Here is a 17,485-nt window from a genome sequence, read left to right as displayed (position 1 = left end):
CTGTGCCTGTTGCGATGCAGGCTGCCACCCTACGGTGGAGGCATGAAACAGCACCACCACTCCACCCCCCCTTCGCGGCCAGCGGCGGCCCGCCGCAGGTCCTGCACCTGCCACTGGCCGCTGGCCAGGGCCGCCTCGTCTGGCTGGACGCGGGCTGCGAACTGCGCAGCCTCTCGGGCACGGCCCTGCTGCAAAGCACGGCGCCGGGCCACCTGGGTGCCGCGCCTCCGGCCTGCCTGCCACCCCATGCGGCCTGGCGCAGCCCGCAGGGCATGTGGGTGGGCGTTCAGGCCCAGGGGTCGTCACCCGCCGCGCTCACACTGACCATGCCAGCGGGCGCCGACCTCACGCAGCCTGCCGAATCACCGGGGGCCCATGAAAAAAGCCGCCCAGGGCACGGGGCCCTGCAGCGGCTTTGGCGCAGCCTGAGGAAACTGCTCGTCAGGCGCGCGCAGCCCGCAGGCTGATCGAGAAATCACGCAGCGCGGCAATGCCGCTCTCTTCGGCCCGGCGGCACCAGGCCTGCAGGTCGGCGGTGAGCTGCTCGCGCGACTGCGTGGTGTTGAGCCACAGCTGGCGCAGCTCTTCACGCATGGTCACCATCTTGTCCAGGGCCGGATGGGCGGCACGCACCTGGGCCAGCTGGGGCAAGGCACCGGCGGGCACCTTCTCGGCGTCGCGGTGCAGCCAGCGCTTGGCGGCCTTGAGCACCGAGGCGTCGGCCTGGCGGGCCTGCAGCGCGGCGATCTCTTCCCTGCACGCCTGGCGCACGCCGCGGGCATAGCCGGCCATGACCTCGTAGCGGTTGGCGATCAGCGCCTCCAGCGTCTTCTCGTCGGCCACGGGCTTCACGTCGCCGCGTTGCAGCTTGGGCGGCACCTTCTTCACGGTGGCCCAGCCGATGGACTTCATCAGGCTGATGTAGGCCCAGCCAATGTCGAACTCGTAGGGCTTGACCGAGAACTTGGCCGAGGTGGGGTAGGTGTGGTGGTTGTTGTGCAGCTCTTCGCCACCGATGACCAGACCCCAGGGCGAGAGGTTGGTGCTGGCGTCCTGCGCCTCGAAATTGCGGTAGCCCCAATAATGGCCCACACCATTGACCACACCGGCGGCCCAGAAAGGGATCCAGAGCATCTGCACGGCCCAGACGGCGGCGCCCACGGCACCGAACAGCGCCAGATTGAGCACCAGCATCAGGCCCACGCCCTGCCAGCTGAAGCGGGTGTAGACGTTGCGCTCGATCCAGTCATCGGGCGTGCCGTGGCCGAACTTCTTCATTGTCTCGAGGTTCTTCGACTCCGCGCGGTACAGCTCGGCGCCACGCCACATCACGGTATCGAGGCCGCGCGTCTGCGGACTGTGCGGGTCGTCCACGGTCTCGCACTTGGCGTGGTGCTTGCGGTGGATGGCCACCCACTCCTTGGTCACCATGCCGGTGCCGAGCCACAGCCAGAAGCGGAAAAAATGCGAAGGAATCGCGTGCAGGTCCACCGAGCGGTGGGCCTGCGCACGGTGCAGAAAGATGGTGACCGCCGCAATCGTGATGTGCGTGGTGGCCAGCGTGTACAGAACGATCTCCCACCAGGCGAGATTCCACAGGCCATGGCCGAGCCAGTCGATGGCCGCGTTCAGTACAACCCAGTCGGGTAACAGCATATTCAACAGAACCTTGTACAAAGTACCCGGCCACCAGCGATGGCGGGTACTGCGATTTTAAAGCGCGGCCCCTCTTTTTGATTAGAGGTTATCCACAGTATCCAGAGTGAATTGGCCCCTGCGTCGCCTGGACGACAAGGCCAGGCAACCCCTCTGCCAGAACGAGCACTCGCCCAAGACCGTCGAAACTGGCGCGGCCCAAGCCAGTGCCCCCGCGCAAGGGCCGCCCCGCCGCGCCGGGGGCGTCCCCCTCCCGACTCGCGCAGCGAGTCGAGAGAGGGGTGAAGGCGCGAAGCGCCTCAGGGGGTGCTTACTTCCTTATCCAGACCGCGGCAAAAAACCCGTCTGTCTGGTGGATATGGGGCCACAGGCGCAGATAACCAGTGCCCGAGGCACCGCCACTGCACAATTTTTCAGCACCCTCCACCTTGAGCTGCGCGAGGGTTTCGCCTGCATCCAGCGGCACGAAATCAGGGTGGGCAGCGCTGAAGGCCTCGGCAATCGCCTCGTTCTCCTGCGGCAGGATGCTGCAGGTGGCATACACCAGCCGGCCACCGGATTTGAGCAGGCGTGCGGCGCTGGCAAGGATGGCGGTTTGCTTGGCCACGAGCTCTTCGACCGATTGGGGCGACTGGCGCCACTTGAGGTCGGGGTTGCGGCGCAGGGTCCCGAGGCCCGAGCACGGCGCATCGACCAGCACCCGGTCGATCTTGCCGGCCAGGCGCTTGATGCGGTCGTCGCGCTCGTGCGCGATGGCGGCCGGGTGCACGTTGGACAGGCCGCTGCGCGCCAGGCGCGGCTTCAGGGCGTCGAGCCGGTGGCCCGACACGTCAAAGGCGTACAGGCGACCGGTGTTGCGCATGGTGGCACCGATGGCCAGCGTCTTGCCGCCCGCTCCGGCACAGAAATCGACGACCATCTCGCCGCGCTTGGCATCGAGCAGCAAGGCCAGCAACTGCGAGCCTTCGTCCTGCACTTCCACGGCACCGCGGGTGAAGACGTCGAGCTTGGCCAGCGCCGGCTTGCCGTCAATGCGCAGGCCCCAGGGCGAGTACGGCGTGGCAACGGCCTTGATGCCGGCCTTGGCCAGCTCTTTTTGCACATCGGCGCGCTTGTCCTGCAGGGCATTGACGCGCAGGTCCAGCGGCGCGGCATTCGACAGGCTTTCTACCAGTGGCCAGAAACCGGTGCCCAACTGGTCCTTGAGGGGCTGCACCAGCCACTCGGGCAAATTGTGGCGGTGGCGCTCCATGAGGTCGTCGACCGTGACGCCATCGCACTGGTCAAGCCACTTGCGCTCCTGGTCGGTCAGGGCGCCCTCCAGAAAATCGCGCGGGCCGTAGAAGCCCAAAATGGCCAGGCGGCGCTCCTTGGGGCCGGAGCCCGAGGGCGCCATGTGGTCGAACAGCAACTTCTTGCGCAGCACGGTGTAGACCGTTTCGGCCAGCGTGGCGCGCTCGCGGGGCCCCAGGCCCCGGTTGTCACGGAAAAAGCGCGAGACCACCGCGTCGGCGGGGTGTTCAAAAGTGAGGGTGAGCCTGACGAGTTCGGCACAGGCGTCGAGAAGAACTTTGGGATGCATCCCCCGATTGTCCCACTGTGGCCCCAAGGCCCGCTTTTACGGCATCAGCTACCTTCAATCAGCGGGTAAACACGGGATCGAACGCCGAGCGCTGGATTTCCTTGAGCGTGGGCGATTCACCGGCCCAGAGCACCAGCGCCGGGCCGGGCAAGCCGAGCTGGCGCTCCATGGCGCGGCACAGCTGGTAGCGGCTGCCGTCGTCCAGGTCGGGCAGGTCCACGAAGACCAGGTAGGCGCGCCGCTGCGGGTGTTCGCGCAGGTTCTTGCGCACCAGCCAGCAGCGCTCCACGTCGGCATAGCGCACCAGCTCGGCCTGCAGTTCTTCGAGCTCGAACGGGCTCAGGTCGTGGCGCGTGGTCTGGCTGAAGAACGAGGTGCCCGAAAGTTCCTCCCAGGCGCGCTCCTCGGACTCCTGCGCGCGCTCCAGGCGCTTGCGCCACTGCTTGAAGGCCGTGGCGTCGTGGTCATAGCCAATGCGCGGGGTTTCGAGCTCGGCCAGGGCGGTGCGTGCGGTCCAATAGCGGTCGCTGCTGCCGGCCTCCCACAGGCGGTGCAGCAGGGCCATGCGGCCCTCGCGGTCGTCGGCGGGCAGGCTCTGCACCAGGCCGCGCAGGGCACCGGGGTGGTCGGTGCTGCGCTGCAGTGCCGTGGCATAGAGGCCGCGCACATCGGCCCGTGGGTCCAGGTGGCGCTGCAGGCGAGCCAGCTCCACCAGTTCTGCGGCGCTGGCCTGGGGCATGCCCGCCTGCAGGGTCTGCGCCCGGTCGCGCACCCGGCCCAGCCAGCCGTGGTGGCGCTTCCATTCACTGGCGTTGTCGCGGCACCACTGCTTGTCGAAATGCGCCACCCAGCGCTTGGCCTCGGGGCCCAGCAGGGCCAGCGCGCTGCCGCGCGACCACTCGGCAGGCACGGTGGGCACCGCATCCAGCGACTCGATGCGGTCGCGCAGGCCCGGGTGGGTGTCGTCCACGCTGCTGATGCGCTTGAGCGCCTGGCGCAGGGCATCGTTGGCAAAGGCCGCATCCGGCACTTCGGCCAGGCGCTTGCGCATGGCGCGGTAAGGCCCCACCGGCAAGGGATTGCCGGCCGCTGCGCACCAGTGGTCACCCCAGAAGGTGCTGTGCAGCCATTCGCCGCGCACCTCGATCTCGATCAGCGCGGCCGCCGTGATATCGCGCCCCAGCAGGCGGCCTGCGATGCGATCGGCTTCGTACTCGTCCTGGCGCGCCAGTGCAAAGGTCTTGGCGACGAAGCGCGGGAAATACCAGCGCATGAAGGCCTGGGTGGCCACGGCCACGGCGCCCTCGTCGTCTTCGAGGCTGCTGTTCAAACGCATCCAGGTCAGCCGGGTGCGGTAGATCCAGGCCGCAAAACGGCCATGGTCGCCCCGCAGGTGCCCGTACTCGTGCGCGAGCACGGCCAGAAAGCGCGGCCGGTCCAGCGCCAGCAGCAGCGGCAGGCCGATGGTCAGGTAGTTCACCGCCCCGCCCAGCAGCCCGTAGCGGGGCAGTTGCTGGATGCTGGCGTTGAATTCGTCGTTCAGGTACACATGGTGGATGGGCGGGCCCTTGATCTTGCGGCGCATGCGCTCGAGCGCCTCGAACAGCTCGGGGGCCTCCAGCGCGGTGATCTCCATGCCCTTGGGCTCGTCCACGCGCACCCACAGCGCGCGGATACTCACCCACAGCAGGCTGGCCGCACCCAGCAGAACCAACACCAGCACCAGCCGGAACCGGCCATTGAACAGCTGCGGTATCACCCAGGCGATCAGGCCGGCCCCCACGGCCAGGCAACCGAGCACCCAGGCATAGCCCAGCGCGGCGAACGCAGCCACGCCGAGCCGATAACGGCGGCTGTTGTCGGCGCTGGCATGCTCGCTCATGCGCACCAGGTGCACAAAATCTGCCTGATCCACTGGATTTCCCCCTCAACCTTGTTTTTTGACCACCTGCCATCCTAACCAACATGACCGACGACGACCTGCCCCAAATCACCCCGACCCCGCCCGGCCTGTACCGGCACTACAAGGGCATGCTGTACGAGGTGATCGACACCGTGCGCCACAGCGAAACCCTGGAGCCCATGACGCTGTACCGCGCGCTGTACGGCCAGCGCGGCCTGTGGGTACGCCCGGCGGCCAAGTTCGCCGAGGAGGTGCTGAGCGATGGCCGAATGCGCCCGCGCTTCGAGAAATGCGCCGACGAGGCTTTGCCCCCACCGTCGGCACCGGCCTGATCGCCAACCTGCACAACCGCACGGGGCCAAAACGCCGAACTGGCCGGCAATCATCCGCCAGTTCGGCAGATGGATGCCGCCATTGTGTCCCCATGGACACAAACAGTACAAACCGCCTTGACCTGGCCTTTGAAGAATGGGATCCGGGCCGTTGCCGGCGTTGTTCGCCACTTCGGGGAGCACGGGCCGCAGCCCGCAACCCTTGGAAGGAACGACGATGACGAGCATCAGTAGCGTCAGCAGTGCCTGGTCCAGTGCAAGTGTGCAGCGGGCGCCACGCCCGGGGCCCTCGCCGGAGCGGCTGCTGGCCAAAATAGACGCCGACGGCAGCGGCGGCGTGAGCGGTACCGAACTGCAGGGCCTGCTGGACGATGTGGCCAAGAAGACCGGCGTGAGCAGCCAGGCCAGCGCTGCCGACCTGGTCCAGCAGTACGACAGCGACGGGGACGGCAGCCTCAATGCCGACGAGCTGGGCAAGACGATGCAGAGCGCCATGCCCCCACCGCCCTCGACCATGGCCTTTGCCCAGTCGCGCAGCGACAGCGGCAGCAGCACGAGCGCCACAGGCCAGGCTGGCGACGACCTGTTCGGCAAGGTGGACAGCGATGGCGACGGCGCAGTCAGCCAGACCGAGCTGCAGGCCTTGCTGGAGAAGATGTCCGGCGGCACGGCCAGCAAGACGGGTGTCAGCAGCGACGAACTGTTCAGCCAGCTCGACGCGGACGGCGACGGCAGCCTTTCGGAGGCCGAATTCGACGCCGGCCGGCCGTCGGGCGACGTCGGTGGCGGTGCCGTGGGCGGCATGCCCCCGCCGCCGCCCGGTGGGCCAGGCGGTCCCGGCGGCGCCTCGGCCAGCAGCGGCACCACCTACGACCCGCTCGATACCAACGAGGACGGGGTGGTGTCCGCCGCAGAGCAGGCGGCGGGTGCCGCCCAGACGGACGCCATCACGGAACTGTTCAAGACCATCGACACCGACGGCGACAGCAGTATCAGCAGCGAGGAGGCCCGCTCCTTCATCGACCAGTTGACCAGCCCGCTCACCAGTGCCAGCAGCACCGATACCGGTGACCAGACGGCGGACAGCGGGCAGAAGACGGACCTGATGAAACTGGCCCAATTCGCACGCAGCCAGTACGAGGCGGCTGCGGGATCCTGGTCGAGCACCGGCAGCACTCTGAGCGCCTTGGCCTGACAACAGAAAGGCATGGGGAACGGCGGGCAGGGAACGGGCTTGCGCCCCCATGCCGCACTGTCCTACAGCCCGGGCGCTATGCCCGGGTTATCTTGGGAGCCATCACCCACAACGTCCCATGCTGCCACGGGTTGAACGCGGAAATGACCCGCCATTCCAGGCTGGGAGCACTGCACGCCTCGCACCTGGTGCGCATGGCACGGAGCACACCATGGACTATCTATTGCAAGGAATGTGCAGCGAAAAGTCGCTGAGCAAGGTCGTCGGATTTTTCCTCCGGGAGGCCGATGCGGACATTGCCGTGCGCCGGTTGCTGCGACTGCCTGGCATGGAGCCCGGCCAGGTCCGGCTGCTGGGGCCACAGCACGCGGACCTGCGCAACCGCGATCTGCTCAGCCGGGCGCTGGAGCCAGAAGCCCGCGGCGTGTTCACCACCCTGGTGCGTACCCATGCCATTGCCGCCATGGTGGGCACCGTGCTGGGCCTCACGGCGTTTTGCTACCTGATCGCCACCCATGATCCCGCCGTATTGAACAACCCCTTGCTGGCCTTCGTCGCCATCGTGGGTTTCGGTACCACCTTCGGCCTCATGCTGGGGGCGCTGAACGCGCTGCGGCCCGACCGCGTCTGGGTCGTGAACCGGGTGCGGTCAGCGCTGCGCAAGCGCCAATGGGTGGTGGTGGCCCACCCGAGCGATTCGCACCAGGCGGCACTGGCCCAGGATCTGCTGGACAGCAGTGAAGCGCAGGTGGTGCGCAGCCTGTAGTCCGGGATTACGCCAGGGCCGCCACGAAGGCCCGCACGGCACGCGGGTAGATCACATGCTCCTGCGCCTGCACACGCGTGGCCAGCGTCTCGGCCGTGTCCCCTGGCAGCACGGGAACCACGGCCTGGTCCAGGATGGGGCCCACGTCCAATTCGTCCGTCACCTGGTGCACCGTCACGCCCGCGACCTTGCAGCCCGCGTCGATCGCGCGCTGGTGGGTGTTCAGGCCCGTGAAGGCGGGCAGCAGGGACGGGTGGATGTTGATCAGCCGGCCCGCATAGCGCGCCACGAACCCCGGGGTGAGAATGCGCATGAAGCCGGCCAGCACCACCAGGGAGGGTTCGTACCGGTCGACGGCCTGCGCGAGCGCGGTGTCGAAGGCGTCGCGGCTGTCGAAGGCCTTGTGGTCGAGCGCCTCGGTGGCGATGCCTTCGCTGCGGGCAAACGACAGGCCCGCCGCGTCGGCCTTGTTGCTCAGCACGGCGGCCACCCGGGCGCCGTATCGGCGGGCCCAGTCTTCCTGTTGCGCGGTGCGCACGATGGCCGCCATGTTGGAACCGCTGCCGGAGATCAAAATCACGATGTTCTTCATAAATTGCCACGGATTATCCCAGCCATGCCCTTCGAACCCGCAAACCGACCCCTGACCGCGAACGAGGCCCGCGTGCTGGCCACGCTGATGGAGAAAGCCCGCACCGTGCCCGACAGCTACCCGATGTCGCTCAACGGCCTGCTCACCGGCTGCAACCAGAAGACCAGCCGCGAGCCGGTGATGGCGCTGAGCGATGCCGAGGCGCAGGAGGCGCTCGACTCCCTGCGCCAGCTGACCCTGGCATTCGAGACCAGCGGCAACCGCACCACGCGCTGGGAGCACAACTTCCAGCGCGGCGTGGGCGTACCCGAGCAATCGGCGGTGCTGCTGGGCCTGCTGATGCTGCGCGGCCCGCAGACGGCGGGCGAGCTGCGCATCAACGCCGAGCGCTGGTACCGCTTTGCCGACATTTCCTCGGTCGAGGCCTTCCTGGACGAGCTGCAGGAGCGCAGTGCCGAGAAAGGCGGGCCCCTGGTGGTGTTGCTGCCGCGCGCACCGGGCGCACGCGAGCCACGCTGGACGCACCTGTTGTGCGGCCCGGTGGACACCAGCAGCAGCGCTGCCGCGCCCGCCACGGGCGGGGCAACCGGGGCACTGCAATCGCGCGTGGCGGCGCTGGAGACCGAGGTGGCCGGTCTGCGCGCCACGGTGGAACGGCTGTGCGCCGAGCTGGGCATCGAGCCGGTGGCGCCGGCGATGTCGCCACCCGGACAGGAATAAAACGAACGACCGTGCTACAAACACGACTTCTCAGGAGACAAGCCGCATGGATCTCGCATTCACCCCCGAAGAACAGGCCTTCCGCGACGAAGTTCGCGCATGGGTCCACAGCAATCTGCCGCCCGCCATTTCCCACAAGGTGCACAACGCCTTGCGCCTGACCCGTGACGACCTGCAGGGCTGGGCCAAGATACTGGGCAAGAAGGGCTGGCTCGGCTTTGGCTGGCCCAAGGAGTTCGGCGGCCCCGGCTGGACCGCCGTGCAAAAGCACCTGTTCGAAGAAGAGTGCGCCCTCGCCGGCGCTCCGCGCATCATCCCCTTCGGCCCCGTGATGGTGGCCCCGGTGATCATGGCCTTCGGCAATGCCGAGCAGCAAAAGCGCTTTCTGCCCGGCATCGCCAGCGGCGAAGTCTGGTGGAGCCAGGGCTACAGCGAACCGGGCTCGGGCTCGGACCTGGCCTCGGTCAAGACACGCGCCGAGCGCGTGGGCGACAAGTACATCGTCAACGGCCAGAAGACCTGGACCACGCTGGGCCAGTACGGCGACTGGATGTTCAACCTGGTGCGCACCAGCACCGAGGGCAAGCCGCAGACCGGCATCTCCTTCCTGCTCTTGGACATGAAGTCGCCCGGCGTCACCGTGCGCCCGATCAAGCTGCTCGACGGCGAGTGCGAGGTCAACGAGGTGTTCTTCGACAACGTCGAAGTGCCGGCCGAGAACCTGATCGGCGAAGAGAACAAGGGCTGGACCTACGCCAAGCACCTCTTGAGCCACGAGCGCACCAACATCGCCGACGTGAACCGCAGCAAGCGCGAACTCGAGCGCCTGAAGCGCATCGCCAAGACCGAAGGCCTGTGGGACGACGCGCGCTTTCGCGACCAGGTGGCCCTGCTCGAAGTGGACATCGTGGCCCTCGAAATGCTGGTGCTGCGCGTGCTCTCGGCCGAGAAATCGGGCAAGAACTCGCTCGATATCGCCGGCCTGCTCAAGATCCGCGGCAGCGAGATCCAGCAGCGCTACGCCGAGCTGATGATGCTGGCCGCCGGCCCCTTCGCCCTGCCCTTCATTGAAGAGGCCATGGAAGCCGGCTGGCAAGGCGACTTTCCTGGCGGCGAGGTGGCCAACGCGCCCCTGGCATCGACCTACTTCAACCTGCGCAAGACCACCATCTACGGCGGCTCGAACGAAGTGCAGCGCAACATCGTGGCGCAGACGGTTCTGGGCTAAGGAGACAAAAACATGGATTTCGACTTCTCTGACGACCAGGAACAGCTGCGCGACGCCGTGCGCAAATGGGTGGACAAGGGCTACACCTTCGAGCGCCGCCGCGCGGCCGTGGAGGCCGGCGGCTTCTCGCGCGAGGCCTGGACCGAACTGGCCGAGCTGGGCCTGACGGCGCTGACCGTGCCTGAAGACAACGGCGGCCTGGGCCAGAGCGCCATCGACGCGATGGTGGTGGCCGAGGAGCTGGGGCGCGGCATGGTGCTCGAGCCCCTCGCCCAGGCCTTCATCGCCAGTGCCGTGCTCTCGCAGTACGGCTCTGCCGAGGTGCAGGGTGCCTGGCTGCCCCGCGTTGCCAGCGGCGAAGCCCTGGTGGTGCTGGCCCAGCAGGAGCGCAAGGCGCGCTACCGCCTGGATGTGTGCGATGCAAAGGCCACGGCAGCGGGCAGCGGCCACAGCGTGACCGGCACCAAGAGCATCGTCGCCACGGGCGACCAGGCCGATGCCTTCCTCGTGCCCGCCCAGCTGGACGGAAAGATCGCGCTGTTCCTGGTGGAGCGCTCTGCCAGCGGCGTGGTCACGAAGGGCTATGTGACGCAGGACGGCAGCCGCGCCGCCGAAGTGCAACTGGCCAACGCCCCCGCCACCCTGGTGACCACCGACGGCCTGGCCGCGCTGGAACTGGCCGTGGACACCGGCATTGCCGCCACCTGCGCCGAAGCAGTGGGCGTGATGGACAAGACCGTGGCCGCCACGGTGGAGTACATGAACCAGCGCAAGCAGTTCGGCGTGCTGATCTCGAGCTTCCAGGCCCTGCGCCACCGAGTGGCCGACATGAAGATGCAGCTCGAACTGGCCCGCTCGATGAGCTACTACGCCAGCCTCAAGCTGGGCGCGCCTGCTGCCGAGCGCCGCGCCGCCATGGCGCGCGCCAAGGTGCAACTGGGCCAGTCCATGCGCTTCGTGGGCCAGCAGTCGGTACAGCTGCACGGCGGTATCGGCGTGACCGACGAGTACATCGGCAGCCACTACTTCAAGAAGCTCACGCAACTTGAAATGACCTTTGGCGACACGCTGCACCACCTCGGTGAAGTGTCGGCCCGCATGCAGGACACGGCCGGCGTGTTTGCCTGAGAACAACTGACGCAAGTGCGTAACACCCATCGATCATGCTCGTGGATTTAACCGATCCACGGGCATTTTTTATTTCCTGAGAAGAACACCATGATGATGATTCCCCTGCAACGCCGGTTCGCACTGATCGCCGCAGCCACTGCCGTGATGGCCCTCGCCGGCTGCGCCACGCAAGGCCCTTCACAGCAGGCGTTGCCCCCCATCGTCTTCGTGCACGGCAATGGCGACACGGCTGCGCTGTGGCAGACCACGGCCTGGCGATTCGAGTCCAACGGCTGGCCGCGCGAGCGCCTGCACGCCATCGACGTGCCCTACCCGATCAACCGTGACGACGACACCAAGGCCCAGCCCGGACGCACCTCGGCGGCCGAGCACATGGCCTACCTCAAGGCCGAAGTGGACAAGGTGCTCAAGGCCACGGGCGCGCGCAAGGTCGTGCTCATGGGCAACTCGCGCGGCGGCAATGCCATCCGCAACTACATCCAGAACGGCGGCGGCGAGCAGACCGTGAGCCACGCCATCCTGGGCGGCACGCCCAACCACGGGGTGTGGGCGATTCCCGGCTTTCGCGAAGGCAGCGAGTTCGCCGGCACCGGCCCCTTCCTCAAAGGCCTGAATGCACCCAAGAACGCCGCAGGCGACGAAGTCACCGGCCCCGTGCAGTGGATGACCGTGCGCTCGGACAGCAACGACAAGTTCGCCCAACCCGACGGCCTGTGGATCGGCCAGAAGGGAACGGCCACCAACGTCACCGCGGCAGGCCCCGAACTCAAGGGCGCGACCAACGTGGTGATCCCGCGCATCGACCACCGAGAGACCTCGTTCTCACCCGCCGCCTTTGCGGCGGCCTACCAGTTCATCACCGGCAAGGCCCCTGCGGCCACCGCCATCGCCAGCGAAGCGCGCGTGGCGATCTCGGGCAAGGTCACCGGCCTGGGCGTGGACCCGCTGGACGCCAAGACCGGCAATTTCAGCAACAACCTGCCCCTGCCCGGTGCGCAGCTGGAGGTGTATGCCACCGACCCGGCCACGGGTGCCCGCACCGGCAACGCCCTGTTGCGCACCACCGTGGCGGCCGACGGCCAGTGGGGCCCGCTGGTCGTACCCACCGGCTCCCCGCTGGAATTCGCCATCGCCGCGCCCGGCTACGCCACCACCCACATCTACCGCAGCGGCTTCCCGCGCAGCAGCACCATCGTGCACCTGCGCGCCGAACGCATCGCCGACGCCGATAAGGCGGCCGCCACCGTGGTCACCATGACCCGCCCCCGCGGCTACCTGGACCCGGCACGCGACCAGATGCTGTTCGACGGCGTGCCCCCCGTGGGCGTGCCGGCAGGCGCCGGCGCCGCATCGGCCAAGATCAAGCCCGAAGGCTCTGCACAACGCAGCGTGGCAGCGCAGTTCAACGGCGAACGGGTGGTGGGGCAGACATGGCCCGCAGCCAGCGGGCACCTGGTGTTTCTGGAACTGACGTATTGATGAGCAGACGCTGCGCGGTACCCGAATTCCGTGCAGCACATCCCCAAGAGTGGTCAAGACGGCCCCTATGGCTAGGCGTTATGTCGCAGACAGTACGCTAGTACGGCAAGACGGAACAACGACGCCAGAAGGGCCGTATTGGCCGCTCCGCCCGCTAGGCAAGAAGACGCGAAGATTTGGGGACGTGGGCCATCAGGAATTCCATTTGATCGGCCAGGATGCGTCGGTTGCGCAGGATGAAGTCTTCCCACAGGCTGGGCACATAGGGCGCGTAAAGCAGCGGCATGTGCGCCTGCTCCGGTGTGCGCGGCCCCTTCCTGTGGTTGCAGGGCCGGCAGGCCGTCACCACATTCATCCAGTGGTCCTGCCCGTTGCGGGCAAAGGGCACGATGTGCTCGCGCGTGAGGTTGTCTTCGTGGAAGTGCCCGCCGCAGTAGGCGCACACGTTGCGGTCGCGCACGAAGAGCTTGCTGTTGGTCAGGCCCGGCTTGAGATCGAAGGGGTTGATGCTGGGCACACCCTTGGTACCGATGATGCTGTTGATGGCAATCACCGATTGTTCGCCCGTGACGGCGTTGTAGCCACCCCGAAAGCGCGCGATGTGGCCGCCGGACTCCCAGCGCACCTCCCCCGCGGCGTAGTGGATGACCGCCTGCTCCAGCGATATCCACGACTGGGGCAGCCCCTGGGCTGACAGCTTCAAGACCTTCAAAACACGCCTCCTGGAACAAGAATGAACACAAGGAATCGGAACGCGGATGTCTCGCGGACCCCACTGCGCTGTGAAGTCCGTAGTACACAATATACTCTGTTTTCATGACAGATTGGCGTCTGGTGCTTTACCCATCGGCCCAAGCTGCTATCAAAAAGATAACAAAGCAATGAAGATCTTCCGCGGATTCCACCACCCCGGCATCGCCCGTGCCTGCGCGCTGACCATCGGCAACTTCGATGGTGTGCACCGGGGCCACCAGGCCATGCTGGCCCTGCTCAACAGCGAGGCCGCCCACCGCGGGGTGGAGAGCTGCGTGCTGACCTTCGAGCCCCACCCGCGCGACTACTTTGCCGGGGCCCTGCACAAGCCGGAGCTGGCGCCCGCGCGCATCGGCACACTGCGTGACAAGCTCACCGAGCTCGCGCGCTGTGGCGTGCAGCAGACGGTGGTGCTGCCCTTCGATGCACGGCTGGCGGCCCAGTCGCCGCAGGCCTTCATCGACGAAGTGCTGATGAAGGGCCTGGGCGCGCGCTATGTGCTGGTGGGCGACGATTTCCGCTTCGGCGCCCAGCGCGCGGGCGACTACGCGCTGCTCGATGCCACGGGCCAGGCCAGTGGCTTCGATGTGGCGCGCATGAACAGCTACGAGGTGCACGGGTTGCGCGTGTCGAGCTCGGCCGTGCGCCAGGCGCTGGGCCAGGGCGACTTGGAGGCCGCAGCCCGCCTGCTGGGCCGGCCCTACACGATATCGGGCCACGTGGTGCATGGGCGCAAGCTGGGGCGCGAGCTGGGGGCCAGCGCCAGCGGCGCAGGTGATGGCTTTCGCACACTGAACCTGCGCTTTGCGCACTGGAAGCCGGCGGCCAGCGGCATCTTTGCGGTGCAGGTGCACGGTCTGGGCGACGTCCCGCTGCCGGGCGTGGCCAACCTGGGCGTGCGCCCTTCGCTGGACCCCGACGACGTGAACGGCGGGCGCGTGTTGCTGGAGACGCACTGCCTGCAATGGCCCGCCGATCTGGGGGCCGAAGGGGCGTACGGTAAAATCGTGCGGGTGGAACTGCTGCACAAACTGCACGACGAGCTCAAATACGACGGTCTGGATGCCCTGACGACGGGCATTGCCAAGGACTGTGCGGACGCGCGCGCCTATTTCGCGTCGGCCCACGCACCCACCAACCACACCGAGACCCGGCGCCAGACCACGCGCGACCGAATTTGAGGGGGCTGCCTGCGCAGCGCCTGCCCCGCAGGCCCGACACCTCTCCACGCCTCCTCTTTTCCCGCTTTGCTCCGGGCCTGCCCCGGATTGCCCCGTTTTAAGGCTCCCCCATGTCCGACAACGCCAGTACCACCGAATCCACCGCCCCGGATTACCGCAGCACCCTGAACCTGCCCGACACCCCCTTTCCCATGCGCGGCGACCTGCCCAAGCGCGAGCCGGGCTGGGTCAAGGAGTGGGAGGACAAGGGCCTGTACAAGCGCCTGCGCGACGCACGCTGCGGCGCGCCCAAGTTCATCCTGCACGATGGCCCGCCCTATGCCAACGGCCAGATCCACATGGGCCATGCGGTCAACAAGATCTTGAAGGACATGATCACCAAGGCGCGCCAGCTCGAAGGCTTCGACGCGCTGTACGTGCCCGGCTGGGACTGCCATGGCCTGCCGATCGAGAACGCCATCGAGAAGAAGCACGGCCGCAACCTGAGCCGCGACGACATGCAGGCCAAGAGCCGCGCCTTTGCCACCGAGCAGATCGCGCAGCAGATGGGCGACTTCCAGCGCCTGGGCGTACTCGGCGAATGGGACAACCCCTACAAGACCATGAACTTCGCCAACGAGGCGGGCGAGATCCGGGCCTTCAAGCGCGTGATGGAGCGCGGCTTCGTCTACCGCGGCCTCAAGCCCGTGTACTGGTGCTTCGACTGCGGCAGCTCGCTGGCCGAGTTCGAGATCGAATACGCCGACAAGAAGAGCACCACGCTGGACGTGGCCTTCAAGGCGCACGAGCCCGCGAAGCTGGCGGCCGCCTTCGGCCTGCCGGCGCTGGCCAAGGACGCCTTCGTGGTGATCTGGACCACCACCGCCTGGACCATCCCCGCCAACCAGGCGCTGAACCTGAACCCCGCGCTGACCTATGCGCTGGTGGACACCGAGCGCGGCCTGCTGGTGCTGGCCGAGTCGCTGGTGGAGGACTGCATGGTGCGCTACGGCCTGACCGGCCAGGTGCTGGCCACGGCCCTGGGCGAAAAGCTCGGCGGCCTGGAGTTCGAGCACCCGCTGTATGACGTGGATGCCGGCTACCGCCGCCTGTCGCCTGTGTACCTGGCCGACTACGCCACGGCCGATGACGGCACCGGTATCGTGCACTCCTCGCCCGCCTACGGGCTGGAGGATTTCAACTCCTGCGTGTCCCACGGCCTGGCGCTCGACGACATCCTGAACCCCGTGCAAGGCAACGGCACCTACGCGCCAGACTTCCCGCTGTTCGGCGGCCAGCACATCTGGAAGGCCGTGCCGGTCGTCATCGAGGCGCTGCGCGGTGCCGGCCGCCTGATGGCCACCAAGGAGATCACGCACAGCTACCCGCACTGCTGGCGCCACAAGACGCCGGTGATCTACCGCGCCGCAGCCCAATGGTTCATCCGCATGGACGAAGGCGAAGGCGTGTTCACCAAGGACAAGGCCGAGAAGACGCTGCGCCAGACGGCGCTGGACGCCATCGAGCACACGAGCTTCTACCCCGAGAACGGCAAGACCCGCCTGCACGACATGATCGCCGGACGGCCCGACTGGTGCATCTCGCGCCAGCGCAGCTGGGGCGTGCCCATCCCGTTCTTCCTGCACAAGGATTCGGGCGAGCTGCATCCGCGCACCATGGAAATCATGGACCAGGCGGCCGATATCGTCGAGAAGGGCGGCATCGAGGCCTGGAGCCGTGTGACGCCCGAAGAGATCCTGGGCGCCGAGGACGCGGCCTGCTACACCAAGAGCACCGACATCCTGGAGGTGTGGTTCGACTCGGGCTCGACCTTCTTCCACGTGCTGCGCGGCACGCACCCCGGCGTGCACCACGACACCGGCCCCGAGGCCGACCTGTACCTGGAAGGCCATGACCAGCACCGCGGCTGGTTCCACAGCTCGCTGCTGCTGGCCAGCGCGCTCGAAGGCCGCGCGCCCTACCGCGGCCTGCTGACCCACGGCTTCACCGTGGACAGCCAAGGCCGCAAGATGAGCAAGTCGCTGGGCAACGGCATCGATCCGCAGGAGATCAACAAAAAGCTGGGCGCCGAGATCATCCGCCTGTGGGTGGCCGCCAGTGACTACTCGGGCGACATCGCGGGCGACGAGAAGATCCTGGCGCGCGTGGTCGACGCCTACCGCCGCATCCGCAACACACTGCGCTTCCTCTTGGCCAACGTGAGCGATTTCGACCCCGCCACGGATACCGTGCCGTTCGACCAGATGCTGGAGATCGACCGCTACGCCCTGACGCGCGCGGCCGAGTTCCAGGCCACCGTGCTCGCGCACTACAAGGTCTACGAGTTCCACCCCGTGGTGGCCAAGCTGCAGCTGTACTGTTCGGAAGACCTGGGCGGCTTCTACCTCGACGTACTCAAGGACCGCCTGTACACCACGGCGCCCAAGAGCCTGGCGCGCCGCAGTGCGCAGACCGCGCTGTACCAGATCACGCACGCCATGCTGCGCTGGATGGCACCGTTCCTGTCGTTCACCGCAGAAGAGGCATGGAAGGTGTTCGGCAAGTCCGACTCCATCTTCGTGGAAACCTACGGCTCCATCGCCGGTGCCGACGAAGGCCTCTTGGCCAAGTGGGCGCGCCTGCGCGAGATCCGCGACGTGGTGAACAAGCAGATCGAGGTGGTGCGCGCCGACGGCCAGGTGGGCTCGTCGCTGCAGGCCAGCGTGGTGCTCACGGCAGCGCCCGAGGACCATGCCCTGCTCGCCAGCCAGGGCGATGACCTCAAGTTCGTGTTCATCACCTCGGCCATCGAGCTGGTGGCGGGCGATGCCCTGCAGATCAGCGTCAAGCCCAGCGCCGACGCCAAGTGCGACCGCTGCTGGCACTACCGCGCCGACGTGGGCCAGGATGCCGCCCACCCGACGATCTGCGGCCGCTGCACGAGCAACCTGTACGGCGCTGGCGAGAGCCGGGTGCACGCGTGATGCC

The 17,485-nt window shown here is 67.3% G+C and carries 15 protein-coding genes; 10 read left to right on the top strand and 5 right to left on the bottom strand.

Going from position 1 to position 17,485, the window contains the following annotated elements; translation table 11 throughout:
• Positions 1 to 14: 14 nt before the first annotated feature.
• Positions 15 to 467: a hypothetical protein gene (locus tag ASE28_RS21115; RefSeq protein WP_057268369.1), complete on the top strand. Its 453-nt coding sequence runs from the start codon at positions 15 to 17 to the stop codon at positions 465 to 467.
• On the opposite strand, the gene ASE28_RS21110 is transcribed toward ASE28_RS21115, so the two are convergent.
• From ASE28_RS21110 to ASE28_RS21100, 3 genes are all read right to left on the bottom strand, one after another.
• Positions 442 to 1,656 carry a fatty acid desaturase gene (locus ASE28_RS21110; protein WP_057201985.1) on the bottom strand — a complete coding sequence of 405 codons (1,215 nt, stop codon included), beginning with the start codon at positions 1,654 to 1,656 and terminating at the stop codon, positions 442 to 444. The two genes, ASE28_RS21115 and ASE28_RS21110, sit on opposite strands and share 26 nt — an antisense overlap.
• Positions 1,657 to 1,966: 310 nt before the next feature.
• Positions 1,967 to 3,238 carry an RsmB/NOP family class I SAM-dependent RNA methyltransferase gene (locus tag ASE28_RS21105; protein ID WP_057268368.1) on the bottom strand — a complete coding sequence of 424 codons (1,272 nt, stop codon included), beginning with the start codon at positions 3,236 to 3,238 and terminating at the stop codon, positions 1,967 to 1,969.
• Between the two features lie 58 nt (positions 3,239 to 3,296).
• The gene (locus ASE28_RS21100; protein ID WP_057268367.1) at positions 3,297 to 5,153 is read right to left on the bottom strand and encodes a M48 family metallopeptidase; all 1,857 of its coding nucleotides are present in this window, start codon (positions 5,151 to 5,153) and stop codon (positions 3,297 to 3,299) included.
• A gap of 50 nt (positions 5,154 to 5,203) precedes the next feature.
• On the opposite strand from ASE28_RS21100, the gene ASE28_RS21095 reads away from it, so the two are divergent.
• The 3 genes from ASE28_RS21095 (at position 5,204) to ASE28_RS21085 (ending at position 7,434) form a co-directional block, all read left to right on the top strand.
• Positions 5,204 to 5,473 (top strand): DUF1653 domain-containing protein, encoded by a 270-nt coding sequence (locus ASE28_RS21095; RefSeq protein ID WP_057268366.1) that lies wholly within the window; start codon positions 5,204 to 5,206, stop codon positions 5,471 to 5,473.
• A gap of 217 nt (positions 5,474 to 5,690) precedes the next feature.
• Positions 5,691 to 6,668 (top strand): XopAW family type III secretion system calcium-binding effector, encoded by a 978-nt coding sequence (xopAW, locus tag ASE28_RS21090; RefSeq protein WP_057268365.1) that lies wholly within the window; start codon positions 5,691 to 5,693, stop codon positions 6,666 to 6,668.
• A gap of 211 nt (positions 6,669 to 6,879) precedes the next feature.
• Positions 6,880 to 7,434: a hypothetical protein gene (locus ASE28_RS21085; protein ID WP_057268364.1), complete on the top strand. Its 555-nt coding sequence runs from the start codon at positions 6,880 to 6,882 to the stop codon at positions 7,432 to 7,434.
• Positions 7,435 to 7,441: 7 nt separating this feature from the next.
• Here ASE28_RS21085 and purN read toward each other — a convergent pair whose 3' ends face one another.
• Positions 7,442 to 8,026 carry a phosphoribosylglycinamide formyltransferase gene (gene purN, locus ASE28_RS21080; RefSeq protein ID WP_057268363.1) on the bottom strand — a complete coding sequence of 195 codons (585 nt, stop codon included), beginning with the start codon at positions 8,024 to 8,026 and terminating at the stop codon, positions 7,442 to 7,444.
• Between the two features lie 24 nt (positions 8,027 to 8,050).
• On the opposite strand from purN, the gene ASE28_RS21075 reads away from it, so the two are divergent.
• The 4 genes from ASE28_RS21075 to ASE28_RS21060 all read left to right on the top strand — a co-directional run bounded on the left by ASE28_RS21075 (position 8,051) and on the right by ASE28_RS21060 (position 12,584).
• Positions 8,051 to 8,746, top strand: a complete 696-nt coding sequence (locus ASE28_RS21075; RefSeq protein ID WP_057268362.1) for a YceH family protein — start codon at positions 8,051 to 8,053, stop codon at positions 8,744 to 8,746.
• A gap of 46 nt (positions 8,747 to 8,792) precedes the next feature.
• On the top strand, positions 8,793 to 9,974 hold the full coding sequence (locus ASE28_RS21070; RefSeq protein ID WP_057268361.1) for an acyl-CoA dehydrogenase family protein: 1,182 nt from the start codon (positions 8,793 to 8,795) through the stop codon (positions 9,972 to 9,974).
• A gap of 12 nt (positions 9,975 to 9,986) precedes the next feature.
• Positions 9,987 to 11,102 (top strand): acyl-CoA dehydrogenase family protein, encoded by a 1,116-nt coding sequence (locus tag ASE28_RS21065; protein ID WP_057268360.1) that lies wholly within the window; start codon positions 9,987 to 9,989, stop codon positions 11,100 to 11,102.
• Positions 11,103 to 11,198: 96 nt separating this feature from the next.
• Positions 11,199 to 12,584 (top strand): alpha/beta fold hydrolase, encoded by a 1,386-nt coding sequence (locus ASE28_RS21060; protein WP_082608199.1) that lies wholly within the window; start codon positions 11,199 to 11,201, stop codon positions 12,582 to 12,584.
• A gap of 154 nt (positions 12,585 to 12,738) precedes the next feature.
• Here ASE28_RS21060 and ASE28_RS21055 read toward each other — a convergent pair whose 3' ends face one another.
• The gene (locus ASE28_RS21055) at positions 12,739 to 13,296 is read right to left on the bottom strand and encodes an HNH endonuclease (RefSeq protein ID WP_057201975.1); all 558 of its coding nucleotides are present in this window, start codon (positions 13,294 to 13,296) and stop codon (positions 12,739 to 12,741) included.
• Between the two features lie 169 nt (positions 13,297 to 13,465).
• Between ASE28_RS21055 and ASE28_RS21050 the strand changes: the two genes are divergently transcribed.
• On the top strand, positions 13,466 to 14,518 hold the full coding sequence (locus ASE28_RS21050; protein ID WP_057268359.1) for a bifunctional riboflavin kinase/FAD synthetase: 1,053 nt from the start codon (positions 13,466 to 13,468) through the stop codon (positions 14,516 to 14,518).
• 110 nt (positions 14,519 to 14,628) lie between these two features.
• Positions 14,629 to 17,481 (top strand): isoleucine--tRNA ligase, encoded by a 2,853-nt coding sequence (gene ileS / locus ASE28_RS21045; protein ID WP_057268358.1) that lies wholly within the window; start codon positions 14,629 to 14,631, stop codon positions 17,479 to 17,481.
• Positions 17,482 to 17,485 lie beyond the last annotated feature (4 nt).

It is taken from the genome of Acidovorax sp. Root219 (genome assembly GCF_001428665.1).
Classification (GTDB): Bacteria; Pseudomonadota; Gammaproteobacteria; order Burkholderiales; family Burkholderiaceae_C; genus Acidovorax.
Note: the sequence above shows the minus strand (reverse complement) of the source record. Positions and strands in the feature narration are given on the sequence as shown.